Raw genomic sequence first — 26,503 nt, 5'->3', positions numbered from 1 at the left:
TCTGACGCTCGTTTCCCGCAACATACAACGATATTGAAAAGCCATTGACGGACGTTCATTCCACCGCCTCGCTCATTTCTGAACAGAGCCGCGCGTCGGCCACGCCGATGATGGAGCAATATATCGAGATCAAGGCGAACAACCCCGGTTCGCTGCTGTTCTATCGCATGGGCGATTTCTACGAACTGTTTTTCGACGATGCCGCAGAAGCCTCGCGTGCGCTCGGCATCACGCTGACGAAACGCGGCCAGCATCTGGGTCAGGACATTCCCATGTGCGGCGTCCCAGTGCATGCGGCGGATGATTACCTTCAAAAGCTGATCCTGCGCGGGTATCGCGTCGCCGTCTGCGAACAGACGGAAGACCCGGCGGAAGCCAAGAAGCGCGGCTCGAAATCGGTGGTGCGGCGCGATGTGGTGCGGCTCGTGACGCCGGGAACGCTGACCGAAGAAAAGCTGCTGTCGCCGGAGGAATCCAATTATCTGATGGCGCTCGCGCGGATCAGGGGCAGCGCCGAGGCGCAGTTCGCGCTCGCCTGGATCGATATTTCAACCGGCGTTTTTCGTCTGGCAGAGACGACGCTGACACGGCTTCTGGCCGATATCTGGCGCATCGATCCGCGCGAGCTGATCGTTGCCGACAGCCTGTTCCACGACGAGGAATTGAAGGCAGTTTTCGACGTACTGGGTCGCGTGACCGTGCCGCAGCCTGCCGTCCTGTTTGACAGCGCAACGGCAGAAGGCCGTGTTGCCCGCTATTTCGGTGTCACCACGCTGGATGGTTTTGGCACGTTCTCCCGCGTCGAGATGGCGGCGGCCGCCGCCGCGGTCGCCTATGTCGAGAAAACCCAGATTGCCGAACGCCCGCCCTTGGCGGCACCCGAGCGCGAAAGTGCCGCCTCCACGCTCTTCATCGATCCTGCCACGCGCGCCAATCTGGAGCTGACGAAGACGCTGTCGGGTGAACGCGACGGCTCGCTGCTGCACGCCATCAACCGCACGGTGACGGGCGGCGGGGCGCGACTTCTGGCAGAGCGGCTGATGTCGCCGCTGACCGATGCGGACAAGATCAATGCGCGGCTGGATGCGGTTGCCTATCTGCTGGACGATGTATCGCTCTCCGATGGCTTGCGCGATGCGCTGAAGCAGGTGGCCGACATGCCGCGCGCGCTATCGCGCCTGGCGCTCGATCGCGGCGGGCCACGCGACATCGGCGCCATCAGGCTGGGGCTTTCCGCCGCCGCCAATGTTGCGGAATTGCTCGATCAGGGCCTGTTGCCGGATGAGCTGGCCGACGCGCTTGCTGCGCTCAAAGCGCTTCCGACACCGCTGGAAGCGATGCTGAGCGCGACGCTTGCCGACGAATTGCCCTTGCTGAAACGGGATGGTGGATTCGTGCGGGAGGGTTCCAACACCGAGTTGGACGAGATCCGGGCGCTGCGGGACCAATCGCGCCGTGTCATCGCCGGGCTGCAACTGCAATATAGCGAAGAGACCGGCATCAAGTCTCTGAAGATCAAGCACAACAACGTGCTCGGCTATTTCATCGAGGTAACCGCGGGCAATGCCGATGTGATGATGACGGGCGACGAGGCCAAAGCCCGCTTCATCCACCGCCAGACCATGGCGGGTGCCATGCGCTTTACCACGACCGAACTCGCCGATCTGGAAAGCCGCATTGCCAACGCGGCCTCGCAGGCGCTGTCGATCGAGTTGCAGGCTTTCGAGCAGATGGTCCGGGCCATCGTTTCCCATGCCGAAGCCATCAAGGCTGGCGCCCTGGCACTCGCAAAGATCGACGTTGCCACAAGTCTTGCCCATCTTGCTGCGGAACAGGCCTATTGCCGCCCCGTCATCGACGGTTCGATGATGTTCAGCATCAAGGGCGGGCGGCATCCGGTGGTGGAGCAGGCGCTGCGCCGCCAGTCTTCCGGACCTTTCATCGCCAATCATTGCGATCTCTCGGCGGTCAACGGCAACCGCAACGGCGCTATCTGGCTGCTGACCGGCCCGAATATGGGCGGTAAATCGACCTTCCTGCGCCAGAACGCGTTGATTGCCATTCTGGGTCAGATCGGCTCCTTCGTTCCGGCGGATGCTGCCCATATCGGCATCGTCGACCGGCTGTTTTCCCGCGTCGGCGCGTCGGACGATCTGGCGCGGGGCCGCTCGACCTTCATGGTGGAGATGGTGGAGACGGCAGCGATCCTCAATCAGGCGACGGATCGCTCGCTCGTCATTCTGGACGAGATCGGTCGCGGTACGGCGACCTTCGACGGCCTTTCGATCGCATGGGCGGCGGTCGAACACCTGCACGAGGTCAACCGCTGCCGGGGCCTGTTTGCCACCCACTTCCACGAATTGACGGTGCTGTCCGAAAAGCTCGGTCGCTTGTCTAATGCCACCATGAAAGTGCGCGAGTGGGAAGGCGACGTGATCTTCTTGCACGAGGTCGGGCCGGGTGCTGCCGATCGTTCCTACGGTATCCAGGTCGCCAAGCTTGCGGGTCTTCCGGCCTCTGTGGTCGAGCGCGCGCGGGCGGTTCTGACCCAGCTCGAAGATGCCGACCGCAAGAACCCGGCGAGCCAGTTGATCGACGATCTGCCGCTGTTCCAGATCGCGGTGCGGCGCGAGGAAAGCCGCAACCATGGAAATTCGAAGGTGGATGAGGCACTGAAGGCACTGAACCCGGATGAAATGACCCCGCGTGAGGCGCTGGACGCGCTATACGCGCTCAAGAAACAACTTGGCAAGGCTTGAGCCCTATAGTGTCCTTGTGAAGGGGCACTGTCCTTTTTAGATGCGCATCGTGCCTGTCCTTCACGCCCGAAAATCGCTATAGGGCTATGCCAAAAGCAGAGCCCATATGAAATGGATAACGGCATCAATGGCCACAAAAGACCTGGATTTCTCAGCGATACTGGATGTCGACGCACTGAAACGGGAATGCGAATTCGTCTTTCAGGGTGATGAGCAGCGCGTTTCCGATCTGCGGGCCGATCTGTTGCCGATCTTCAAGAAGGCCAGTGCACAGGGCCGCGACAAGGCGCGCGAACTGCTGGATACGGAAGGCGGCGGTATCGATTGCGCACGCCGGATTTCCTGGCTTCAGGACCGCCTGATCGAGGTGCTCTACCAACTGGCCTGCCGCCATGTCTACCCCAACGACGCCCAGCAGATCGCAATCACCGCGGTTGGCGGGTACGGTCGCGGCACGCTGGCGCCAGGCTCCGACATTGATCTCCTGTTCCTGCTGCCCACCAAAAATACGCCTGACATGAACAAGGCCATCGAGTTCATCCTCTATATTCTGTGGGATATCGGCTTCAAGGTCGGCCATGCCACGCGCACGGTGGACGAGTGCATTCGCCTGTCGAAGGCGGATATGACGATCCGCACCGCCATTCTCGAAATGCGCTCCATCTGCGGCAAGCAGACGCTGGCCGATGAGCTTGAGCGTCGTTTCGAGACGGAAGTCGTGACCGGCAGTGGTCCGGAATTCATTGCCGCCAAACTGGCCGAGCGCGACCAGCGCCACCGCAAGGCAGGGGATACACGCTATCTGGTGGAGCCCAACGTCAAGGAAGGCAAGGGTGGCCTGCGTGACCTGCACACGCTGTTCTGGATCGCCAAATATTACTACCATGTTCGCGATACCGCCGAACTGGTAAAGCTTGGCGTACTCTCGAAACGCGAACTGAAGCTGTTCGAAAAGGCCGACGATTTCCTCTGGACCGTGCGGTGCCAGATGCATTTCATCACCGGCAAGGCGGAAGAGCGGCTGTCCTTCGACATACAGCGGGACATCGCCGCGGCCTTGAACTACCAGCCGCGCCCCGGCCTGTCCGCCGTCGAGCGCTTCATGAAACACTATTTCCTCGTCGCCAAGGATGTGGGAGATCTCACCCGCATTCTCTGCGCCGCATTGGAAGACAGGCAGGCCAAGGACGTCCCCGGTCTGTCGGGCGTGTTCAGCCGTTTTGCCCACCGTCTGCGCAAGATACCCGGCTCCGACGAATTCGTGGAAGATCGCGGCCGCATTGCGCTGGCCAATGCCGACGTGTTCCGCAACGATCCCGTCAGCATCATCAGGCTGTTTCATGTGGCCGACATCAACAATCTCGAACTGCACCCGGATGCGCTGCGCGTCGTCACACGATCCATGGCGCTGATCAACCACGACCTGCGCGAGAACGAAGAGGCCAACCGTCTCTTCCTCGCCATTCTCACATCCAGGCGTGATCCCGCGCTGACCTTGCGGCGCATGAACGAGGCGGGTGTGCTGGGCAAGTTCATTCCGGAATTCGGCAAGATCGTCGCGATGATGCAGTTCAACATGTACCACCACTACACGGTGGATGAGCATCTGATCCGCTCCATTGCGGTGCTTGCGGAAATCGAAAAGGGACAGGCGGTCGACACCCATCCGCTTGTCAATCAGCTGATACCCGGAGTGGAGGATCGCGAGGCTCTTTATGTGGCTGTGCTGCTGCATGATGTGGCCAAGGGTCGGCAGGAGGATCATTCGATTGCCGGTGCCCGCGTTGCGCGCAAGCTGTGCCAGCGTTTCCGGCTGAGCAGCAAGCAGACCGAGACCGTGTTCTGGCTGATCGAACAGCATTTGCTGATGTCGATGGTGGCGCAGACGCGCGATCTGCACGACCGCAAGACGATCACCGACTTTGCGGCCAAAGTGCAGTCGATGGAACGGCTGAAAATGCTGCTCATCCTCACCGTCTGCGACATCAGGGCGGTAGGCCCGGATGTGTGGAACGGCTGGAAAGGCCAGCTTCTGCGCACGCTCTATTACGAAACCGAGCTTCTTCTATCGGGTGGTTTCTCGGAGACGTCTCGCAAGGAACGCGCAAAGATCGCCCGTCAGGCGCTGTATGACGCGCTGACGGACTGGGGCCAGAAGGCACGGCGCAAATATACCGGCCTGCACTATGAGCCCTATCTTCTGTCGGTCGATCTGGACGATCAAATCCGCCACACGCGGTTTTTGCGCGAGGCCGACAAGCAGGAAAAAGCGCTGTCGACGATGGTGCGGACCCATTCCTTCCACGCCATCACCGAAATCACCGTGCTGGCCCCAGACCATCCGCGCCTCCTGTCGATCATCACCGGCGCCTGTGCGGCTGCCGGTGCCAACATTGCCGATGCGCAAATCTTCACCACGTCGGATGGCCGCGCGCTCGATACCATCCTCATCAATCGCGAGTTCCCCATCGACGAGGATGAGACGCGGCGCGCCAACAATATCGGCAAGATGATAGAGGAGGTGCTGGCGGGCAAAAAGCGGATCCCGGAAATCATCGCGACGCGCACCAAGAGCCGCAAGAAGAGCAAAACCTTCAACATTCCGCCCTCCGTGACCATCTCGAACGGCTTGTCCAACAAGTTTTCGGTGATCGAGGTGGAATGCCTCGACCGTACCGGCCTGCTCGCGGATATGACGGCGGTCCTGGCCGATCTCTCCCTCGACATCACCTCGGCGCGTATCACGACGTTCGGCGAAAAGGTCATCGATACCTTCTATGTGACCGATCTCTTCGGCCAGAAGGTCATGACCGACAACCGCCAGGCCAGCATCGCATCCCGTTTGAAAGCGGTGATGGCCGAACAGGAAGACGAATTGCGCGACCGAATGCCGTCGGGCATCATCGCCCATCCCGATGTCGCGGCTCTGCCCGCTGCACGCACCGCGAAGGCTTGACGAAACCATGGGTCTGATCGCGAAATTCGCAACCGTCGGCACCGCGACGCTGGGGAGCCGGCTTTTCGGCTTCGTTCGTGAAATGCTGATGGCGGCTGCCGTGGGAACTGGGCCGGTGGCCGACGCCTTCAACGCCGCCTTCCGGTTTCCCAATACCTTCCGCCGCCTGTTTGCCGAAGGTGCCTTCAACTCGGCCTTCGTGCCGCTGTTTGCCAAGGAAATCGAGGCCAACGGCATGGAGGGCGCGAAACGGTTTTCGGAGGAGGTCTTCGGTGTCCTCTTCACGGTGCTGATGGCGCTGACGATCCTCATGGAGCTGTCGATGCCGTTCATCGTCAGAACCGTCATTGCGCCGGGTTTTGTCGAGGACCCGACCAAGTTCGACAACACCGTGCGTCTCGCGACCATCATGTTTCCCTATCTCGCCTGCATGTCGCTGGCGGCCATGATGGGCGGCATGCTGAATTCGCTGCATCGTTACTTTGCAGCGGCTATCGCGCCCGTGTTCCTCAACATCATTCTCATCGGCGTGCTGGGTTTTGCCTGGTGGAAGAGCTTCGATCCGCTTCAGGTGGGCTATGCCTTGTCCTGGGGTGTGATGGCGGCCGGTTTCGTCCAGCTTGCCATCGTCTGGATTGCGGTGCGCAATGCCGGCATCAAGATCGGCTTTCGGCGCCCGCGCATGACCGGCAACGTCAAACGCCTGCTGGTGCTGGCGCTGCCCGCCGCCATTACCGGTGGCATTACCCAGATCAACCTGCTGATCAACACCAATATCGCATCCGGCAAGGAAGGCGTCATCTCGTCTCTCGCCTATGCGGACCGTATCTATCAGCTACCCCTTGGCGTCGTCGGCATTGCCGTGGCGACCGTGCTGTTGCCGGAGCTCGCCCGCGCGCTGCGTGGTGGACATCAGGTGGAAGCGGCCAATCTGCAGAACCGCTCGGTCGAATTCGTCATGTTTCTGACGCTGCCTGCCGCCGCCGCTCTTCTGGTGATGGCAGAACCTATCGTGCGGTTTCTGTATGAGCGCGGCAACTTCTCCGCGTCCGCCACTGGCACCGTGGCTGAAATTCTCGGCATCTACGGTCTCGGCCTGCCCGCCTTCGTGCTGATCAAGGCGTTCATTCCGGGCTTTTTCGCACGGGAAGACACCCGCACACCGATGATCTTTGCGGCCATTTCGGTTGTCGTCAACATATCGATGGCGCTCACGCTGTTTCCGACCCACGGCGGCCCGGGCATCGCGACAGCTGAAATCACAGCTGGTTGGGTCAATGCCGCGCTGCTGTTCGGCATGCTGCTCTGGCGAGGCCACTGGAAGCTCGATATTCCGCTTCTGACCCGCATTCCACGGCTTCTGTTTGCAGCAGCTGTCATGGCCATCGCCATCCACTATGCGCTCGCCTATCTCGCCTATGAGCTGTCGTCTGCGTCCTCCATCGCGGTCAGGGCCGGAACGCTGCTTGCTCTCGTCTTTGCGGCCATGGTGCTTTATTTCGGTCTGGCGTTTCTGTCAGGCGGTGCCAGTCTCGGCATGGTCAAAAGGGGATTGAAGCGAAAGTCGAAACCTGCGGAAAAAGAGCAGGAGGGCTGATGTCGGATTTTTCTTCTTCCAGACGCATCGCATTGGTAACGCTTGTCATCGACGATTATGACAGGGCGAAATCCTTTTACTGCGACCTGCTGGGCTTCGATTGCGTTTCCGACACGCCGCTTCCCGATGGAAAACGGTGGGTCGTGGTTGCGCCCAAGGCAAGTCAGGGCGCGGGTCTTTTGCTGGCGCAGGCAGATGGTCCGCAGCAAAACGACGTCATCGGAAAACAGACAGGAGGACGCGTTGGCTTCTTTCTCCATACGGATGATTTTGCCGGTGATTTTGCAGCGATGACCGCAAAGGGCATCCGGTTTCTGGAGGAGCCGCGTCACGAGGCCTATGGCTCGGTCGCGGTTTTTGAAGACTCCTATGGTAACAAATGGGATCTGTTGCAACCTGCGCGTTGAATTCATGCAAACCCCTTGATCGGATAGTTTTGCAGGTGCATAAGCGCGGCCAATTTGAAACAAGAGGCAAGGCCCTCCACAAGCCTTTTCGAGGATGATCATGGATACATTCAAGCCGCTGGTTTTCTCGGGCGTCCAGCCCACCGGAAACCTCCATCTGGGCAACTATCTTGGTGCCATCCGCAAGTTCGTCGCTTTGCAGGACAACAATGACTGCATCTATTGCGTCGTGGACATGCACGCCATTACCGCCCAGCTGGTCCATGCTGATCTGAAGGCGCAGACGCGCTCGATTGCGGCGGCCTTCATCGCGGCGGGCATCGATCCGGTCAAGCATATCGTCTTCAACCAGTCAGCCGTGCCGCAACATGCGGAGCTGGCCTGGGTGTTCAACTGCGTGGCGCGCATCGGCTGGATGGAGCGCATGACGCAGTTCAAGGACAAGTCCGGCAAGAATGCCGAGCAGGTCTCGCTGGGACTGCTGGCCTATCCAAGCCTCATGGCCGCCGACATACTGGTCTATCGTGCGACCCATGTTCCGGTTGGCGACGACCAGAAGCAGCATCTGGAACTGGCGCGCGACATCGCCCAGAAGTTCAACATCGATTTCAGCGACAATATTCGCAATGCCGGTCTCGGCATTGACATCACCGTCGGCAATGAACCGGTTCACGCCTACTTCCCGATGGTGGAACCGTTGATCGGCGGCCCTGCGCCGCGTGTCATGTCGTTGAAGGACGGCACCAAGAAGATGTCGAAATCCGACCCTTCCGATCTGTCGCGCATCAACCTGATGGACGATGTCGACACGCTGTCGCGCAAGATCAAGAAGGCCAAGACCGACCCGGACGCGCTGCCAGGTGAAATCGAGGGATTGAAAGGCCGCGCGGAAGCCGAAAATCTGGTCGGCATCTATGCGGCTCTGTCGGACAAGACCAAGGCGGACGTGCTGGCGGAATTCGGCGGCCAGCAGTTCTCGGCCTTCAAGCCCGCACTCGTCGATCTCGCGGTCAATGTTCTCGCTCCCATCAATAGCGAGATGCGCCGCCTGCTGGATGATGTCAGCCATATCGACGCGATCCTGAAACAGGGTGGCGAGCGAGCACGCGCAATCGCCGAAAAGACCATGAACGAGGTGCGCGACATCATCGGTTTCCTGCGCTGAGGCGACGAGATTTTCCTGCGCGCAAGAGCATGTTTTAATCCTGGAATTTGATATAAAGTCCGCCCGAGCCGTCGGGCGGCTTTGGCTATGACGGCGAAGACAGGAGAACGCAATGGTATCGAAACGGCTTTCGCGTCTCGAAGGACACCGCCGTAAGTTTCTGGTGGTCATCGATGGGACGCCCGAATGCGAAAGGGCCGTTCATTATGCCGGTCGCCGCGCAAAGAATTCCAATGGCGCGCTCGTGCTTCTCTATGTGATCCCGGACGGCGATTTCCAGCAATGGCTGGGTGTCGAGCAGATCATGCGTGCCGAAGCGCGTGAGGAAGCGGAGGCATCGCTGGCGAAGGTCGCACAAAAGGTGCGTGAAAATGTGGGGTCGGAGCCGGAAATGGTGATCCGCGAAGGCAATGCCGCCGAGCAGATTCACGGGCTGATCGAGGAAGACCGCGATATCGCCATTCTCGTTCTGGCAGCCGGTTCCACCAAGGAAGGTCCCGGCCCGCTGGTGTCGTCCATCGCCGGACGCGGTACGGCGTTTCCCATTCCGGTGACGGTTCTGCCGGATAGCTTGACCGACGAGGAAATCGACGCGCTGTGCTGAGGCCGACGATATCGGCTTGAACAGGATATGCTTATTTCTTGAATGGGTTTATCATGTCAGGACTTGAAGTCAGGCTTCGTCCGGCATACTTTGGAAGTATTCTAAATTCCGGGATGGCTCGTGCTCGTCCCGAGGGAGATCACTATGTTCATTCAGACGGAATCCACACCGAACCCGGCCACCCTGAAATTTCTTCCGGGCAAGGTCGTTCTGGAAAGCGGGACGGCGGAATTCCTGAACGCCGCGCAAGCGCAGGCCTCGCCGCTGGCCTCTGTGCTTTTTGAAATTCCGGGCGTCACCGGCGTCTATTACGGTTTCGATTTCATCACCGTGAGCAAGGACGGCGCCGAATGGCAGCACCTCAAGCCTGCGATTCTCGGTTCGATCATGGAGCACTTCATGTCCGGGCGCCCGTTGATGGGAACGGCGGTCTCGGCTGAGATATCGGATGAGGAAGAAGAGTTCTTCGAGGCTGGTGACGAAACAATCGTCGCCACCATCAAGGAACTTCTGGAAACGCGTGTGCGTCCCGCCGTTGCGCAGGATGGCGGCGATATCACCTTCCGCGGTTTTCGCGACGGTACGGTGTTCCTCAACATGAAGGGCGCCTGTTCGGGTTGCCCGTCTTCTACGGCGACGTTGAAGCACGGCGTTCAGAACCTGCTGCGCCACTTCGTTCCTGAAGTGCAAGAGGTCGAGGCTGTCTGATCAAGGGCAGCTTTCCTCATGCTGATTCTCTCCATCGATACATCCGGCGTGGATTGTTCTGCCTGTGTTTATGACAGTGCGGCGGACGCGGTGCTGGGTGAGGTGACAGAACACATCGGCAAGGGCCATGCGGAGCTTCTGATGGGCATCATCGACGGTGCCTTGAACGAGGCATCCGTGACGCTCGATGCCATAGAGCGGATCGCTGTGACCATTGGGCCCGGTTCCTTCACGGGCATCCGCGTCGGTGTTGCCGCAGCACGCGGCTTTGCGCTGTCTTTGGGTGTCGAGGCAGTGGGCATCACCACGCTGGAAACGCTCGCCGCCCATCACCTGTCTCAAAATCCCGGTCTGCCGGTTGCGGTCGGCCTCGATGCTAAGCGCGGTGAGGTCTATCTCCAGACGTTCGCGGCAGATGGCGCGCCCTCAAGCGATGCGGCATTGCTGTCTCTGGAGGACGCGAAAGCAGCCCTTTCAGGGTTCGCTGGCACTATCATCGGCTCGGCTCACCCGCTTTTGGCCGGTGGCGAGACCGGGTCAGGGCCGGATCGGTTCGCGATTGCGACCGTAGCCCGCGTGGCTGCGACAAAGCCGGTGGGCGTGCCCAAACCCGCGCCGCTCTACCTGCGCGGACCCGACGCCAAACCGCAGACAGGATTTGCACTGGAACGTCGCCCGGTAGCCTGATACGGGCAATTCATACCCTGATGCGGATGATTCCCTGACATGTTTGACGATTATCTCAGCTGGAAACCCTTTTTCGAAGTTCTTGCCATGGAGCACGCTGATTGCGCCGATGTGGCCACGCTCCACCATGAGCGGTTTCCGCGTCCATGGAGTGACGCAGAATTTGCCGGCCTGCTGGGACAATCGAGTGTGTTTGGTGCTGTCGCGCGCCAGACCAATGCATTCTTCAGCAAACCGATGGGCGGGTTCGTGCTGTCACGGGAGGCGGGCGGGGAGGCGGAAATCCTGACCCTTGCCGTTAGCCACAAGTTCGGTCGCTCCGGTCTGGGCTGGCGGCTGATGCAGTCGGTCATGCGCGAAGCGATGATGCGTGGCGCTGAAACCATGTTTCTGGAGGTGGATGGCGGCAACGCTGGTGCCATCGGTCTGTATAGAAAACTGGGCTTCGAAACGGTCGCCGAACGGCAGGCCTACTACACAGCCAAGGATGGCACGAAGTCGACGGCGCTTGTCATGCGGCGTGATCTTCGCTAGGTCGTGTAGAGACCAAGCACAGCGCCTCAGGGCGACCCAACGGAAGCAGTTGAAAGCCTAAACGACGTGATAGATATCTCGAAAACCCTGGAAGAACTGTGTGCCGAGCGCGGTATGCGCATGACCGACCAGCGTCGCGTGATTGCCCGCGTCATCCAGGAATCCGTTGATCATCCCGATGTCGAAGAGCTCTATCGCCGGTCTTCCGCAGTCGATCCGCGCATTTCCATTTCCACGGTCTATCGCACGGTCAAGCTGTTTGAGGATGCCGGTATCATCGAGCGGCACGATTTCCGCGATGGCCGCTCGCGCTACGAAACGATGCCGGAAGAACACCACGATCACCTGATCGACCTCAAGCATGGCGTGGTGATCGAGTTTCATTCGCCCGAGATCGAAGCCTTGCAGGAAAAAATCGCGCGTGAACATGGCTTCAGGCTGGTTGATCACCGTCTTGAGCTCTATGGTGTGCCTCTAAAGCCTGAAGACAATTGAAGCAGACAAGGCCACAAAGCGGATGAAGCGATGATGTGGTTGCGGGTGATCTATCTGACCGTCGTCCTGACGGTGGCGACACTTGTTCTTTTACCCGTGCAACTGATTGGTCTCTGCTTCGATCTCCCGCTCAGACGCCGCTTGCCACGATACTGGCACCGGATTGCGTGCCACGCGCTGGGCATCAAGGTGCATGTCCATGACAGGCTGGAAACCGCCAAGCCTCTTCTCCTGGTGGTCAACCATGTCTCATGGACCGATATCATGGTGTTGGGCAGCGTTGCCGATGTGGCGTTCATCGCCAAGACGGAAGTGCGCGACTGGCCGGTCTTCGGTGTTCTGGCGCGATTGCAGAAAACCATCTTCATTGCGCGGGAGCAGAAACGAAGCGCGGGCGCGCAGGTCAACGAGATTGCGCAACGTCTGGCGGACGGTGAAATCGTCGTGCTTTTTCCCGAGGGAACGACCTCTGACGGCAACCGGATTTTGCCCGTCAAATCCTCCCTCTTCGGCGCAGCGTCGAGTGCGGCCGAGCAGGTGCCGGGGGAGCTGGTACATGTCCAGCCGGTCACGATCGCCTATACCGGCATTTACGGCATGGCGATGGGTCGCTACCACCGCCCGGTCGCGGCCTGGCCGGGAACGGTCGGGCTGGTGCCGTCGCTGCTTGGCCTGTTGAAAGCCGGGGCCATCGATGTCGATGTGTCCTTTGGCGAGACGATCCCCTTTCGTCGTGGGGATAATCGAAAGGCATTGAGCGTTCAAGCGACGATGTCTCTTCGTGCGATGCTGGGCTTCAGCTTGCGCGGCGGCTGGCGAAAGCCACGTTGAGACCGGGATTTTCCGATGCTGCGATCCGGTTTTCGCTCAGACGTTCGCGATCGCGCATTTTTCTGTTTAATGTGGCGCTTAAAATCATTAGATAACGGCCATGACCCAGGAAACGATCGGCCTCGAGGCCGCCCCGACTGCTCTTCGCGAAGGTGCAAACAGCCGCAAGGTCTTTATCAAGACCTATGGCTGTCAGATGAATGTCTATGACAGCGTGCGCATGAGCGACGCGCTGGCCAAGGACGGCTATGTGCCGACCGAGGATATGGGTGAGGCGGATCTGGTTCTGCTCAACACCTGTCATATCAGGGAAAAGGCCGCCGAGAAGGTCTACTCCGCGCTTGGACGCCTGCGGGATATGAAGAAGTCCCGCGAAGAGCAGGGTCGCGAATTCGTGATCGGCGTTGCCGGTTGCGTGGCCCAGGCCGAGGGCGAGGAAATTCTGCGCCGTGCGCCGGCAGTCGACGTGGTGATCGGCCCACAGACTTACCATCGTCTGCCCGAAGCGCTGCGGCGGGTGCGCGGCGGCGAGCGCGTGATCGAGACCGAATATGCCGTCGAAGACAAGTTCGAGCACCTGCCGGTCGCCGAAACTGCGAAGATCCGGGCGCGTGGCGTCACCGCTTTTCTGACGGTTCAGGAAGGCTGCGACAAGTTCTGTACCTTCTGCGTGGTGCCCTACACGCGTGGTTCGGAAGTTTCGCGGCCCGTACAGCAGATTGTCGATGAAGCGACGCGGCTGGCGCAGTCCGGTGTGCGCGAAATCACGCTGCTGGGCCAGAACGTCAATGCGTGGCGCTCGACGGGACCGAAGGGCGAGCAATGGGGCCTTGCCGAATTGCTCTACCGGTTGGCCGAGATCCCCGGTATCGCCCGCCTGCGTTATACGACCAGCCACCCGCGCGACATGGACGACCGGCTCATCGAGGCGCATCGCGATCTGCGCGTTTTGATGCCTTATCTTCACCTTCCGGTGCAATCCGGCTCCGACCGGATCCTCAAGGCCATGAACCGCCGACACACCGGCGAGGAGTATATTAGGCTGATCGAAAAAATTCGCAGTGCCCGCCCTGATATTGCCATGTCCGGAGACTTTATTGTTGGTTTCCCCGGCGAGACGGATCGTGATTTCGACGATACGCTGGCGCTGGTGGAAGAGGTGAAATACGCGCAGGCCTTTTCGTTCAAATATTCGACACGTCCCGGCACGCCGGGAGCGGATCTGACCGATCAGGTACCCGAAGACGTGAAGGCCGAAAGGCTGGAGCGACTACAGGCTCTCCTGCTGAAACAGCAGCACGAATTTGCCGGATCGCTGGTCGGCAAGACCATGGATGTGCTGCTGGAAAAGCCGGGTCGGATGCCCGGCCAGTTGATTGGACGATCTCCTTGGCTGCAATCTGTGAATCTTGATGCAAATGACATGAAAATCGGCGACATTATTCATGTACGAATCACCGCAACGGGTCCAAACAGCTTGTTTGCCGAGGTGGCATAAAGCTAGAGTGAGGAACCGACACTGATTAGGACGGGAGCCTGACCGCTTGAACGCACACGAATTGGTATCACCCTCATCGCGCCAGCCACGCCCAGCCGCGACCGACGCCAATCACTTCGTCCTCACGTTCGAGAATAACAGGATAGCCGGAGAGCTATTCGGTCAGTTCGATCAGAACCTCAAATTGCTGGAACAGCGTCTGAAGATTGACGCGCGCCCTCGCGGCAACTCCGTTGCCATCACCGGTGAACTCGTCGCCACCAATCAGGCGCGCCGCGCACTCGACACCCTTTACGAGCGCCTGCAAAAAGGCGGGACGGTCGAGGTGTCTGACGTGGAAGGGGCCATTCGGATGGCCATGGCAGCCGACGACCAGCTGATCTTGCCAACCATGGAGCGCAAGGCCAAGGTCTCCATGGCGCAGATCTCCACCCGCAAGAAGACAATCGCTGCCCGCACGCCGACGCAGGATGTCTATATGCGGGCGCTGGAACAGTCGGAGCTCGTCTTCGGCGTTGGACCGGCCGGTACCGGCAAGACCTATCTGGCTGTGGCGCACGCGGCGCAATTGCTGGAGCGCGGTGTCGTGGATCGGATCATCCTGTCACGTCCGGCGGTCGAAGCCGGTGAGCGCCTGGGCTTCTTGCCCGGCGACATGAAGGAGAAGGTCGATCCTTACCTGCGTCCACTTTACGACGCCCTTTACGACATGATGCCCGGTGACAAGGTGGAGCGTGCCATTCAGGCGGGCGTCATCGAAATCGCGCCGCTGGCCTTCATGCGCGGACGCACGCTGGCCAATTCGGTCGTCATTCTCGACGAAGCGCAGAACACCACGACGATGCAGATGAAGATGTTTTTGACGCGTCTGGGTGAAAACGGCCGCATGATCGTGACGGGCGACCCGAGCCAGGTGGATTTGCCGCGCGGCATGAAGTCCGGCCTTGTGGACGCGTTGCAAATCCTCACGGATGTCGAAGGCGTGTCCGTGGTGCGCTTCAAGGACGTGGACGTCGTTCGCCACCCGATGGTCGCACGGATCGTCCGCGCCTATGAAGCCCAGACGGCGGTACCGGACGAGAGCCTGCCAAGAGGCATTTGACGCAAGACATGACCGCACTGGATATACAGATCAGCGTCGAGGCTGAGGCCTGGCCATCGGAAGACGAGCTGTTCGCCTTTGTCAGCCGGGTCCTGGACCCGGCTGTCGATTTTTTGAAAGCGGAAGAACAGCAGCCGTTTCCCAAGGATACCACAGAGCTGTCGCTGGTCTTTACCGACGACGCGTCGATCCGGGAAATCAATGCGGAGTGGCGCGAAAAGGACAAGCCAACGAATGTGCTGTCCTTCCCGGCCTATCCGCTGGAGCCCGGCGGCATGCCGGGGCCGATGCTGGGTGATATCGTCATCGCGCGTGAAACCGTGGAGCGTGAAGCGCTTGATCTCGAGAAGAGTTTCGATGATCATCTGACCCATCTTCTGGTGCATGGATTTCTGCATCTTTTCGGTTACGATCACATCGACGCCGAGGATGCCGAAGAAATGGAAGAGCTTGAGACTCGCATTTTGGCCAAGCTTGGTCTATCTGATCCCTATGCGGGACAGGAACCGCTTTGATTAAACAGTCTGGGACCATGAACGAACATTCGGCACGACCGCCCCTCGAGGGCAAAGATACCGGGGAACAATCCTCATCGGAGGAAGGCAGTAGTCCCTCACGATCCGAGTATCATTTTAAACCCAGGGCATCCCTCTGGTCTCGAATCTCGCGGCTCTTGAAGCCGTCGCAAGGCGAGCGTCTCCGGGAAGACATTACCGACGCGCTGATGACGGACACCGAAATCGGTGCAGCCTTCACGCCCGAAGAGCGGGCGATGCTCAACAATATCCTGCGGTTCCGCGAAGTTCACGTCGAAGACATCATGATTCCGCGTGTCGATATCGACGGGCTGGATCAGGATATGACGGTCGGCGAAGCGATGATTCTCTTTGAAGAGACGGGCCGCTCGCGCATGCCGGTTTATGACGAGACGCTGGACAACCCCAAAGGCATGATCCACATCCGCGACCTGCTGGCCTTCATTGGCAAGCAGGCCCGCAACAAGCGTCGCGCCGGCTCGCGCGCTGCGGCGGTCGAGGGAACGCGGGCGGCAAAATCCCCACGGGCGAATTTTGATCTGGCTCGCGTCGATCTGGAGCAGACGCTTGCAGATGCCGGTCTCGTCCGCAAAATCCTCTTCGTGCCGTCATCCATGCTCGCGTCGACCCTGTTGAAGACCATGCAGGCACAGCGCACGCAGCTTGCTCTCGTCATCGACGAATATGGCGGGACGGATGGCCTCGTCAGCCACGAAGACATCGTTGAAATGGTGGTGGGCGACATTGACGACGAGCATGACAAGGACGAGACGATGTTCTCGCGCCTGTCGGATGATGTTCTGATAGCCGATGCGCGCGCCGAATTGACCGAGCTTGCCGATGTCATCGGGCATGATTTCGATGTTCGCGAACATATAGAGGAAATCGATACGCTGGGCGGACTGATCTTCTTTGCGCTGGGCCGCATTCCGGTCAAGGGCGAAGTGGTTCGTGCCGTCCCGGGTTTCGAGTTCCATATTCTCGACGCCGATTCCCGACGCATCAAGGGTGTCCGCATCGTGCGCAACCAGTCTTCCGAGGGCGAGGACGACCAGGCACCCGCCGATGCGGCGAGCCAGGTGGTGCTGGCGCTGCCATCTCCGAGCCGTGCGGATAACGCGCCGGTCTAAGCGGATCACGGCCATTTGAAACGACGAAGACCGCAGGGCAAATCACCTGCGGTCTTCGTTGTTTCAGGCCTTGCGCATCTGCATCGAGCGCAGTGGACGCGCGGCGTCTTTTGCAGTAAGTCCCGTTGGGCACACGGTGTCGTTTCCCCGGTCATGAGTGTTAGACGGTACCTCTTTATAAGGTGGAAACTGCATGGAACGACTGGCGGGCAAGATCATGTTGGGCAGTGGTTTTGGCCGGATCTGCGTCGCAGTTCTTGCGGGCGCATTCGGTGCGCTCGCCCTGCCGCCCATCGGTTTTTTTGCCGCCCTTTTCGTATCCTTCACGCTGCTCGTCTGGCTGATCGACGGCACCACCGGTCATCCCGAGGGCGGTGGCTGGTCGCGTGGCTGGAAAACCTTCATCGTCGGCTGGCTGTTCGGTTTCGGGTATTTCGTGGCCGGTCTCTGGTGGCTCGGCAATGCCTTGTTGCTGGAAGCCGACGAATTCGCCTGGGCGTTACCCCTCGCCATTTTCGGACTGCCCGCCTGCCTTGCCATTTTCTACGGCGTGGCCACCATGCTGGCCAACCTGTTGTGGTCCGATGGCTGGGGCCGCATCGCAGCGCTGGCCGCCGCGTTCGGGCTGATGGAATGGCTGCGCAGCTTCATTTTGACCGGTTTTCCGTGGAATGCCGTCGGCTATGGCATCATGCCGATCCCGATCATGATGCAGACGTCCAATCTCATCGGTATTTTCGGCATGTCGATGTTGGCAGTCTTTGTGTTTTCCAGTCCAGCATTGCTGGGCACGAAAAAAGGACTTCTCCCAGGACTGTCGATTGCAGCCACCATGATGGCGTTGCACCTGGGCTATGGCGCTTACCGCCTGAACCAGCCACCGCCGCCTGTCACCGACGACCTGACGGTCAGGATCGTCCAGCCGGGGATCGACCAGTCGGTGAAGATGCTCAACACCGATCGGACGGAAATCTTCAACGCGCATTTGCGCCTATCTTCCTTGCCGCCATCGCCGGGCCACAAGCGGCCCGATATCATCGTCTGGCCGGAAACATCCGTTCCCTTTATCCTGACGCAAAACCCCGACGCCTTGGCCGAAATCGCCAAGACGCTGGAAGACGGCCAGATCCTGTTGACGGGTGCCGTGCGAATGGAAGATGCTGGGACGGGGCTCGCACCACGCTATTACAACTCCGTCTATGCCATCGACAGCGAAGGCCAGATCATCGGTGCGACCGACAAGGTCCATCTCGTCCCGTTCGGGGAATACGTGCCGTTCGAGGACGTGCTGCGCAAGATCGGGATCAACAATCTCATCAGCCTGCCGGGCGGTTTTTCGCCTGCCGTGACCAGAAACCCGATTACGCTTCCCTCGGGCAAGAAGCTTCATTCTTTCATCTGCTACGAAATCATCTTCCCTGGCGACGTGCCTGATGATATCGCGACATCCGCAGCGATCGTCAACGTGACCAACGACGGCTGGTTCGGCAACACGCCCGGTCCCTATCAGCATCTTCAGCAGGCCAGAATCCGTGCCGTCGAGACCGGCATCCCTGTGATTCGCGCAGCCAATACCGGCATTTCGGCCTTCATAAACCCCATGGGACAAATTGTCGCAGGTCTGGACTACGGTCAAAAAGGAATAATCGATTCTACTTTAGGTCGTGCCGCTACTGGCGCAATCACCACAGATATGAGACAACTTCACTTTTGGTTGTTCTTTTTCACGTTACTCGTTATCGCGATAATTGCGCGGCTCGGTTTGTTTGATCGTAAGAATTGACCAAAAACCCCTAAAATTGCATAGTGCTTGTGTTAGGTTACACAACGCACATGATATGTTGCTAATAATGACAATCCTGTGGTTCAGGACCGCAAGGCTGTGTGATCGTTAACCCCGCAGATTTTTTTGAATGTCAGGACAACAACATGACAGAAAACAAGAAAAAGCCGAACCCGATTGACATTCATGTCGGGAGCCGAATTCGCCTCCGCCGTACGATGCTGGGGATGAGCCAGGAGAAGCTGGGCGAAAGCCTTGGCATCACCTTCCAGCAGATCCAGAAGTACGAAAAAGGGACGAACCGCGTCGGTGCCAGCCGCTTGCAGAACATCTCCAGCATCCTGAACGTCCCCGTCTCCTTCTTCTTTGAAGATGCGCCAGGCGACCAAGGTGTCAGCGTCACCGGCATGGCGGAAGCCAACAGCTCCAACTATGTCGTTGACTTCCTGTCCTCTTCCGAAGGTTTGCAGCTCAACCGCGCATTCGTGAAGATCAACGATCCCAAGGTTCGCCGTCGGATCGTCGATCTGGTCAAGGCGCTCGCCGCCGAAGGCGACGCGGAATAAACGATCGAAACAGTTTCGAGAAGCGACAAACGGTCCTTCGGGGCCGTTTTTTGTTGCGTAAGGATGATTTAGGAATTCCGATATAAAGATATATTTATGTCGTTGTGTCCTTGTTTTTTTCGAGCAATGTGACTAACAACGATGACCATTTTTTTGAGGGGAATCCCGCATGCGTGCCAATTACCTATTCACCAGCGAGTCCGTTGCTGAAGGTCACCCTGACAAGGTTTGTGACCGCATTTCCGATGAAATCGTTGATCTGATCTACCGCGAAGCCGCCAAGACCGGGGTCGATCCCTGGACGGTGCGCATCGCCTGCGAGACGCTTGCAACAACGAATCGCGTGGTTATCGCTGGCGAAGTACGGGTTCCCGACACGCTTTTGAAGAAGGCCAAGGACGGTTCAGTGTTCAAGGATGCGAGCGGCCATCCCGTCATCAACCCTGCCAAGTTCAAGGCCGCCGCCCGCAAGGCCATCCGCGACATCGGCTACGAGCAGGACGGTTTCCACTGGAAGACGGCCAGGATCGACGTGCTGCTTCACCCACAGTCTGCCGACATTGCACAGGGCGTCGATAACGCCTCCGACAAGCAGGGCGACGAAGGTGCTGGCGACCAGGGCATCATGTTCGGTTACGCCTGCAAGGAAACGCCGGACCTGATGCCGGCTCCGATCTATTATTCACACCGCATTCTCCAGCTTCTGGCCACCGCCCGCAAAAGCGGCGAAGGCGAAGCCGCCAAGCTCGGTCCCGATGCCAAGAGCCAGGTGACCGTGCGTTACGTTGATGGCAAGGCATCCGAAGCCGTCTCCATCGTGCTTTCAACGCAGCATCTGGATGCCAGCTGGGACTCCAAGAAGGTCCGCTCCGTCGTGGAGCCCTATATCCGCGAAGCGCTTGGTGAGTTGAAGATAGCCGACGATTGCCAGTGGTACATCAACCCGACCGGCAAGTTCGTGATCGGTGGTCCTGATGGTGACGCTGGCCTGACGGGCCGCAAGATTATCGTGGACACCTACGGCGGGGCAGCCCCGCACGGCGGCGGTGCATTCTCCGGCAAGGACACGACGAAGGTCGACCGTTCCGCTGCTTACGCGGCCCGCTACATCGCCAAGAATGTCGTTGCCGCAGGGTTGGCAGAGCGCTGCACGATCCAGCTCTCCTACGCCATCGGCGTTGCGCAGCCCTTGTCGGTCTATGTCGATTTCCACCAGACAGGGACAATGGGCGAAGATGAGGTCGAATCCGCGATCCGCAAGGTCATCGACCTCTCGCCATCGGGCATTCGCCGTCATCTCGACCTCAACAAGCCGATCTATGCCAAGACATCGTCCTACGGCCATTTCGGTCGCAAGGCTGGGCGTGACGGCTCGTTCTCCTGGGAGAAGCTGGATCTGGTCAAGCCGCTCAAGGATGCACTGAAAGCCGCATAAGGCTTGTCAATCATCGCCGATTGAGAGATACGGTCTGAAAAGTTTGAAACCCGCACAGCGCAATAAACAGGCGCGGTGCGGGTTATCCACATGTGCGAGAGTGTAGAAATGACGGAAGAGCGGCGTTCGCGCGCAACGGAAGCGTTTTTTGGTCGGCGCAAGGGCAAGCCACTGCGCAACCAGCAGGTCGATACGATCGAAAACCTTTTGCCGTTGCTGAAGGTGGACCTCGACACTCAGCCGCCGAAAAACCTCGCGGCACTCTTTCCAGCCGACGTGAAGTCCATTCGCCTCGAAATCGGCTTTGGTGGTGGAGAGCACCTAATCCACCGCGCATCCGAAAACCCAGCCACCGGCTTCATCGGCGTCGAGCCCTTCGTCAATTCCATGGCGAAGCTTTTGGGCAGCGTGCGCGAACGTGAGCTGATGAACATCCGTCTTTATGATGACGACGCCACGCAATTGCTGGACTGGCTGCCGGATGCGTCGATCGATCATATCGATCTCCTCTATCCCGATCCGTGGCCGAAAAAGAAGCACTGGAAGCGTCGCTTCGTGTCGGATGTCAATCTGGCCCGGTTTCACCGGGTCCTGAAACCGGGTGCCAAGTTCTGCTTCGCCTCGGATATCGACACCTACATCAACTGGACGCTTCAGCATTGCGCGGCGCATGGCGGCTTTGAATGGACGGCACAGACATCCGCCGACTGGAACACGCCCTTCGATACCTGGCCGGGCACGCGTTACGAGAACAAGGCGAAGCGCGAGGGTCGCAGCTCCGCCTATCTCACCTTCATCCGAACCTGAGTTTTTAGATTTTAGAGCGCTTCATTGTTAAATGGGAGCGTTCTGCCGGAGCAGGTTTTCGTCAGGGCAAAGGCGATTGGCGAAGGGCATACCCTAAGGTACGGTCGAGCCGATCGCCTTTGATCCTGGCGCAAAGATGCCCGGCCCTTCGGGTTGGTTGAAACGGGACCCTGCGATTGCTCGGACGGCTTGGCCGTATGCTATGGCTACGGCACGCGCCGTCCGAACAACCGGATGATCCCGTTTGAACCAACAGAACTGCTTCCATTTAACAATGAAGCGCTCTAGCATCCACCTCGGATGCGACTGGGATAGACGGCTGTGCGCCGGACCGCGTACAGGCCAGCGAACCGGCAACGGCTGCACGACGGAGTGCTGCTTCGAAATCGAGACCGGCATCAAGGCTGGCCGCCAGATAGCCGCAGAACGTATCACCCGCACCGACCGTATCGACGGGCTCGATCTTCAGGCCCTTGGCCTTGACGAGCTTGCCCTTGCGGATGGCGACGACGCCTTCGGCACCCAGCGTGACGATCAGGGTCTGGCCGGTCTTGTCATGAAGGGCAGCGAGTTCCTTTTCCCGCTCATCAGCCGACAGCCGGTCCTTGCCGATCAGCAATTCGAACTCGGTCTCATTGGAAATGACGACATCCGCCAACCGCGACAGCCGCTGCGCGTCAGACGTCAGCGGGGCGGTGTTGATGATGGTTGTCACGCGCCTTGCCTTGGCCGCTTCGAGCGCCGCCTCGATGGCGTCGCTTGGTACCTCGAACTGCAACATCAGAATATCGCCTTCCGCCATCTCGGAAACCGCACGGTCTGCATCGGCTTCCGATACCTCGCCATTGGCGGCGGGGATGACTGAAATCATGTTCTCACCGCCCTCGCCGATCAGGATGACGGCGGTTCCGGTGGGTACGGCGACAGTCTTGACAAGCGAGAGATCCGCCCGCGCATCACGAAGCAGGGTGAGGGCCGGGGCTGAGAAGGCATCATCGCCGACGGCGCCCGCCATCTTCACTGTTGCGCCCGCGCGGCGCGCCGCCAGCGCCTGATTGGCGCCCTTACCACCGGCGGCGGTCGAAAAGGTCTTGCCGGTCACGGTTTCACCCGGCTTCGGCAGGCGGTCGGAAATGGCAACGAGGTCCATGTTGATGGAGCCGAAAACTGTGATCATGCGGGTCATTCCATAAGGGGCGAAAACAAAAGCGAAACAGGCATCGACTGTGCCGAGTGGATCACTCGTCGTCAACCACCCTCAGCTTGGCCGCACCGGCGCGTCCGTCCGACACCCGGCGCAACTGCTCGGCTTCCAGATGAGCGATTTCCTTTTGCGACGGAGCAAAATCGAGGCTTTCGATCTTGATACCGCGCGCCAGCACCTTGTCGGACGAGGTCAGCATCATGTCCACGTCCTTTTGGACCAGCCCGAAATGCGCCTGCAATTTTCGGGTCCGCTCGTCCAGACGCCGCACATCGTCCATCAGCATGGCGACCTCGCCTTGAATGAGATGCGCCTGTTCGCGCATACGCTGGTCCTTGAGAACAGACTGAATGACCTGAACGGACAGCATCAGCAGCGAAGGCGAGACGATGACGACGCGGGAACGTTGCGCGCGCTGCACCAGATTTTCGAAATGCTGGTGGATATCGGCGAAGATGGATTCCGAGGGAACGAAGATGAAGGCGGTGTCCTGGGTTTCGCCGGAGATGAGATATTTGTCTGCGACATCGCGAATATGCACTTCCATGTCCCGTCGGAACTGCTGGGTGGCGGCCCGTTTCGCTTCCGGCGCGTCATCCGCCTTCAGCGCATTCCAGGCTTCCAGCGGAAACTTCGCATCGATGACCAGAGGCGGCGCATTGTTCGGCATTCGGATGGTGCAATCGGGACGAAAGCCGTTCGAAAGTGTCGGCTGCAAACTATAGGCACCGGAGGGCAGGGCGTCGGCAATCAGTGCCTCCATCCGCGCCTGTCCAAAGGCGCCGCGTGTCTGTTTGTTGTTGAGGATGGCCTGCAAGCCGATCACATCCTTGGCCAGATCCTGAATATTGCCCTGGGCCGCATCGATCACGGCAAGGCGTTCCTGCAATTTGCTGAGGTTTTCGTGGGTCGAGCGGGTCTGCTCCGTCAAGGTGGTGCCGATGCGCTGTGACATGCCGTCCAGCCGGTCGTTCAGCGTCTGGCTCATTTCGTTCTGGCGGGCGCTGAGGCTCTCTGTCATGGCGGCGATACGGCCATGCAGTTCCGATTGGGTTCTCAAAAGCTCGGTGATTTCCTCGCGCGACTGATCGACAACAGCCGGTTTTCGCCAGATGAAGGCTGCGGCGATGAAGCACCCTGCAATCAAAAAACCGAGCACAGCGCCGACCGAGATGGGAAGGCTGCCGAGCATGAAGGCTGTCGTACCAAGCGCATTGAAATCGATGTTCATATCCAAATCTAACAGATTTCGTGTGATTCGTCAGATCAAAACAAGAACATTTATCGGGCGTAAATGAGTCCGGTTTGTTGCCGATGCGGTCGCTAATATTGGCCTTTATTTTTTGTTTCCTCCAAAGATGAGATGCGTTATGGGGAAGCCATGACGATCAAACCTCTTATTATTTTGCCTGATCCACTGCTTCGCCAGCAATCCAAGCCCATCGAACAGGTGGATGCCGAGATCACGCGTCTGGCCGATGACATGCTGGACACGATGTATGATGCGCCGGGCATTGGCCTTGCCGCGATCCAGATTGGTGTGCCGCGCCGTATGCTGGTCATCGACATCTCGCGCGAAGACGAAGACCGCAATCCGGTTGTGTTCATCAACCCGGAAATTCTCAAAGTGTCGGACGATGTGTCGGCCTATGAAGAGGGCTGTCTGTCCATTCCCGATTATTATGCCGAGGTGGAACGTCCAGCTTCGCTGACGGTTGGCTATATCGACCGCGATGGCAAAAAGCAGACGGTGGAGGCCGATGGTTTGCTCGCCACCTGTCTGCAACACGAAATGGACCATTTGAACGGTGTTCTGTTCATCGACCACATTTCTCGCCTGAAACGGGATATGGTCATCAAGAAATTCACCAAGGCGGCCCGCGCTAAAATCTGATCTACCCCGTGTCTATGGGTTGGCGGATCGGCCGGCAGGGCAGGGGGCGAACATGGCACTGCGCATCATCTTCATGGGAACGCCCGAGTTTTCCGTTCCCACGCTTCGCGCGCTGGTCGATGCGGGCCACGAGATATCGGCCGTCTACACGCAGCCACCCCGTCCGGGCGGGCGTCGCGGGCTGGATCTTCAGAAGTCACCCGTGCATCAGGCGGCCGAACTGCTCGGCATCCCGGTTCTGACGCCGCTCAATTTCAAGGCCGAAGAGGATAGGGCGGAATTCAAGTCCTTCAACGCAGATGTGGCCGTCGTCGTCGCTTACGGCCTGTTGTTGCCGGAAGCTATCCTCAACGGTACCCGCCTTGGCTGCTACAACGGTCATGCCTCCTTGTTGCCGCGCTGGCGCGGTGCCGCTCCCATTCAACGTGCGATCATGGCCGGTGATACCGAAACCGGCATGATGGTGATGCAGATGGAAAAGGGGCTGGACACCGGCCCCGTGGCGCTGACGGCAAAAATTGCCATTGGCCCCAATATGACGGCTGGCGAATTGCACGACAGCCTGATGCTGGCGGGGGCGCGGCTGATGCGCGAGGCGATGTTGAAGCTGGAAGATGGCGATCTGCCGTTGACGCCGCAGGCGCAAGACGGCGTCGTCTATGCCGCCAAGATCGACAAGGCCGAGACCCGTATCAATTTTTCCTGGGCAAGCCAGGATGTGCACAACCACATTCGCGGCCTGTCGCCCTTTCCGGGTGCCTGGTTCGAAATGGACATCGGCGGAAAAGTCGAGCGCGTGAAGGTTCTGGAAACGGAAATGGCCAGTGGCATGGGCGAAGCGGGTTCTGTTCTGGACAATGATCTGACCATTGCCTGCGGCAACGGCGCCGTGCGGCTGGTGCGTCTGCAAAAGGCCGGCGGCAAACCGATGCTGGCCCAGGATTTTCTGCGCGGCACACCGGTGTCCGTCGGAACGAGGCTCGGCTGATGCCACGCTTCCGCATGACCATCGAATATGACGGGTCTCCCTATTATGGCTGGCAGCGGCAAAACAACGGACCGTCCGTGCAACTGGCACTGGAAGCGGCTGTCCTGTCGCTGACCAGGGAAACCGTCAGTTTTCGTGGTGCGGGCCGCACCGATTCCGGCGTTCACGCCAGGGGACAGGTCGCGCATGTCGATCTGTCTCGGGACTGGCAACCCTACAAGCTGCGCAACGCGTTGAACGCGCATCTGGCCATGGCAGGCGAGGCGGTGTCGGTTCTGGATGTCAAAGCCGTGACCGAGGATTTCGACGCGCGTTTTTCCGCCCTTCGCCGCCATTATCTCTACCGCATCATTGCCCGCAAATCGCGGCTGACGCTGGAGCACAAGCGGGCATGGTGGGTCTCCAAGGACCTTGATCATGACGCCATGCATGCGGCGGCCCAGGTGCTGGTGGGGCGACATGATTTCACGACCTTCCGCTCCGTCCACTGCCAGGCCAAGAGCCCGGTGCGAACGCTCGACCGGCTGGATATAACGCGCGATGGCGACCTGATCGAGATAAGGGCCACGGCACAGAGCTTCCTGCACAACCAGATCCGCTCTTTTGCGGGTACGCTGAAATTGGCGGGAGAGGGGGCAACCACCCCGGATGACGTGAAACATGCTCTTGAAGCGCGTGACCGCAAGGCCTGCGGCCCGGTGGCACCGCCCGAAGGTCTTTATTTCATGCAGGTCGATTATCCCGATGTGATACAGCCACGCAGGCCGGGAACGGAGAAAATGGATGACGGTGACGATTCGTCATAAAACCGCCTGCG

General features: G+C 59.3%; 24 protein-coding genes. 22 read left to right on the top strand and 2 right to left on the bottom strand.

From position 1 onward, the window contains the following. Window positions 1–107 precede the first annotated feature (107 nt). The 19 genes from mutS to trmB all read left to right on the top strand — a co-directional run bounded on the left by mutS (window position 108) and on the right by trmB (window position 21,600). Window positions 108–2,759, top strand: a complete 2,652-nt coding sequence (gene mutS / locus GGQ73_RS13290; RefSeq protein WP_183896812.1) for a DNA mismatch repair protein MutS — start codon at window positions 108–110, stop codon at window positions 2,757–2,759. A gap of 127 nt (window positions 2,760–2,886) precedes the next feature. Next, complete coding sequence (locus GGQ73_RS13285; protein ID WP_183896738.1) at window positions 2,887–5,715, top strand: [protein-PII] uridylyltransferase; 2,829 nt, start codon at window positions 2,887–2,889, stop codon at window positions 5,713–5,715. 7 nt (window positions 5,716–5,722) lie between these two features. Beyond that, entirely contained in the window at window positions 5,723–7,312 is a 1,590-nt protein-coding gene (gene murJ / locus GGQ73_RS13280) for a murein biosynthesis integral membrane protein MurJ (RefSeq protein WP_183896737.1), read from the top strand. Further along, on the top strand, window positions 7,312–7,719 hold the full coding sequence (locus GGQ73_RS13275; RefSeq protein ID WP_183896736.1) for a VOC family protein: 408 nt from the start codon (window positions 7,312–7,314) through the stop codon (window positions 7,717–7,719). Before murJ ends, GGQ73_RS13275 begins: the two co-directional genes overlap by 1 nt. A 100-nt stretch (window positions 7,720–7,819) precedes the next feature. Then, window positions 7,820–8,884 carry a tryptophan--tRNA ligase gene (gene trpS, locus GGQ73_RS13270; protein ID WP_183896735.1) on the top strand — a complete coding sequence of 355 codons (1,065 nt, stop codon included), beginning with the start codon at window positions 7,820–7,822 and terminating at the stop codon, window positions 8,882–8,884. A gap of 112 nt (window positions 8,885–8,996) precedes the next feature. Beyond that, window positions 8,997–9,488, top strand: a complete 492-nt coding sequence (locus GGQ73_RS13265) for a universal stress protein (protein WP_174151783.1) — start codon at window positions 8,997–8,999, stop codon at window positions 9,486–9,488. Between the two features lie 144 nt (window positions 9,489–9,632). Beyond that, entirely contained in the window at window positions 9,633–10,196 is a 564-nt protein-coding gene (locus GGQ73_RS13260; protein WP_174151784.1) for a NifU family protein, read from the top strand. A gap of 18 nt (window positions 10,197–10,214) precedes the next feature. Beyond that, window positions 10,215–10,883, top strand: a complete 669-nt coding sequence (gene tsaB / locus GGQ73_RS13255) for a tRNA (adenosine(37)-N6)-threonylcarbamoyltransferase complex dimerization subunit type 1 TsaB (protein WP_183896734.1) — start codon at window positions 10,215–10,217, stop codon at window positions 10,881–10,883. Between the two features lie 39 nt (window positions 10,884–10,922). Further along, window positions 10,923–11,417: a GNAT family N-acetyltransferase gene (locus GGQ73_RS13250; RefSeq protein ID WP_183896733.1), complete on the top strand. Its 495-nt coding sequence runs from the start codon at window positions 10,923–10,925 to the stop codon at window positions 11,415–11,417. 66 nt (window positions 11,418–11,483) lie between these two features. Continuing rightward, complete coding sequence (locus GGQ73_RS13245; RefSeq protein WP_174151787.1) at window positions 11,484–11,912, top strand: Fur family transcriptional regulator; 429 nt, start codon at window positions 11,484–11,486, stop codon at window positions 11,910–11,912. Window positions 11,913–11,942: 30 nt separating this feature from the next. After that, entirely contained in the window at window positions 11,943–12,743 is an 801-nt protein-coding gene (gene olsA, locus GGQ73_RS13240; RefSeq protein ID WP_183896732.1) for a lyso-ornithine lipid O-acyltransferase, read from the top strand. A 100-nt stretch (window positions 12,744–12,843) separates the two neighbouring features. Further along, window positions 12,844–14,241, top strand: coding sequence for a tRNA (N6-isopentenyl adenosine(37)-C2)-methylthiotransferase MiaB (miaB, locus tag GGQ73_RS13235; protein ID WP_183896731.1), 1,398 nt, complete (start codon window positions 12,844–12,846; stop codon window positions 14,239–14,241). Window positions 14,242–14,287: 46 nt separating this feature from the next. Then, window positions 14,288–15,343, top strand: coding sequence for a PhoH family protein (locus GGQ73_RS13230; RefSeq protein ID WP_174151790.1), 1,056 nt, complete (start codon window positions 14,288–14,290; stop codon window positions 15,341–15,343). A gap of 8 nt (window positions 15,344–15,351) precedes the next feature. Continuing rightward, the gene (gene ybeY, locus GGQ73_RS13225; RefSeq protein WP_174151791.1) at window positions 15,352–15,858 is read left to right on the top strand and encodes an rRNA maturation RNase YbeY; all 507 of its coding nucleotides are present in this window, start codon (window positions 15,352–15,354) and stop codon (window positions 15,856–15,858) included. 17 nt (window positions 15,859–15,875) lie between these two features. After that, window positions 15,876–17,009, top strand: a complete 1,134-nt coding sequence (locus GGQ73_RS13220) for a hemolysin family protein (RefSeq protein WP_174151936.1) — start codon at window positions 15,876–15,878, stop codon at window positions 17,007–17,009. 193 nt (window positions 17,010–17,202) lie between these two features. After that, entirely contained in the window at window positions 17,203–18,792 is a 1,590-nt protein-coding gene (gene lnt, locus GGQ73_RS13215) for an apolipoprotein N-acyltransferase (RefSeq protein WP_183896730.1), read from the top strand. 146 nt (window positions 18,793–18,938) lie between these two features. Continuing rightward, complete coding sequence (locus tag GGQ73_RS13210) at window positions 18,939–19,358, top strand: helix-turn-helix domain-containing protein (RefSeq protein WP_174151793.1); 420 nt, start codon at window positions 18,939–18,941, stop codon at window positions 19,356–19,358. A gap of 169 nt (window positions 19,359–19,527) precedes the next feature. Then, entirely contained in the window at window positions 19,528–20,793 is a 1,266-nt protein-coding gene (gene metK / locus GGQ73_RS13205) for a methionine adenosyltransferase (RefSeq protein WP_183896729.1), read from the top strand. Between the two features lie 108 nt (window positions 20,794–20,901). Beyond that, window positions 20,902–21,600 carry a tRNA (guanosine(46)-N7)-methyltransferase TrmB gene (trmB, locus tag GGQ73_RS13200; protein WP_183896811.1) on the top strand — a complete coding sequence of 233 codons (699 nt, stop codon included), beginning with the start codon at window positions 20,902–20,904 and terminating at the stop codon, window positions 21,598–21,600. A 268-nt stretch (window positions 21,601–21,868) separates the two neighbouring features. On the opposite strand, the gene GGQ73_RS13195 is transcribed toward trmB, so the two are convergent. Further along, entirely contained in the window at window positions 21,869–22,777 is a 909-nt protein-coding gene (locus tag GGQ73_RS13195) for a ribokinase (RefSeq protein WP_174151795.1), read from the bottom strand. 61 nt (window positions 22,778–22,838) lie between these two features. Next, window positions 22,839–24,035, bottom strand: coding sequence for a DNA recombination protein RmuC (locus GGQ73_RS13190; protein ID WP_183896728.1), 1,197 nt, complete (start codon window positions 24,033–24,035; stop codon window positions 22,839–22,841). A gap of 150 nt (window positions 24,036–24,185) precedes the next feature. On the opposite strand from GGQ73_RS13190, the gene def reads away from it, so the two are divergent. The 3 genes from def to truA are packed head-to-tail and all read left to right on the top strand — an operon-like array spanning window position 24,186 to window position 26,492. Next, complete coding sequence (def, locus tag GGQ73_RS13185) at window positions 24,186–24,698, top strand: peptide deformylase (protein WP_045230237.1); 513 nt, start codon at window positions 24,186–24,188, stop codon at window positions 24,696–24,698. A 52-nt stretch (window positions 24,699–24,750) separates the two neighbouring features. Further along, entirely contained in the window at window positions 24,751–25,686 is a 936-nt protein-coding gene (gene fmt / locus GGQ73_RS13180; RefSeq protein WP_183896727.1) for a methionyl-tRNA formyltransferase, read from the top strand. After that, window positions 25,686–26,492 (top strand): tRNA pseudouridine(38-40) synthase TruA, encoded by an 807-nt coding sequence (truA, locus tag GGQ73_RS13175; protein ID WP_183896726.1) that lies wholly within the window; start codon window positions 25,686–25,688, stop codon window positions 26,490–26,492. The genes fmt and truA overlap by 1 nt, the downstream gene beginning before the upstream one ends. Window positions 26,493–26,503: the final 11 nt, after the last annotated feature.

It is taken from the genome of Rhizobium skierniewicense, assembly GCF_014196515.1.
GTDB lineage: Bacteria > Pseudomonadota > Alphaproteobacteria > Rhizobiales > Rhizobiaceae > Agrobacterium > Agrobacterium skierniewicense.
The sequence above is the reverse complement of the archived record's forward strand: the minus strand, read 5'-3'. Positions and strand labels throughout refer to the sequence as shown.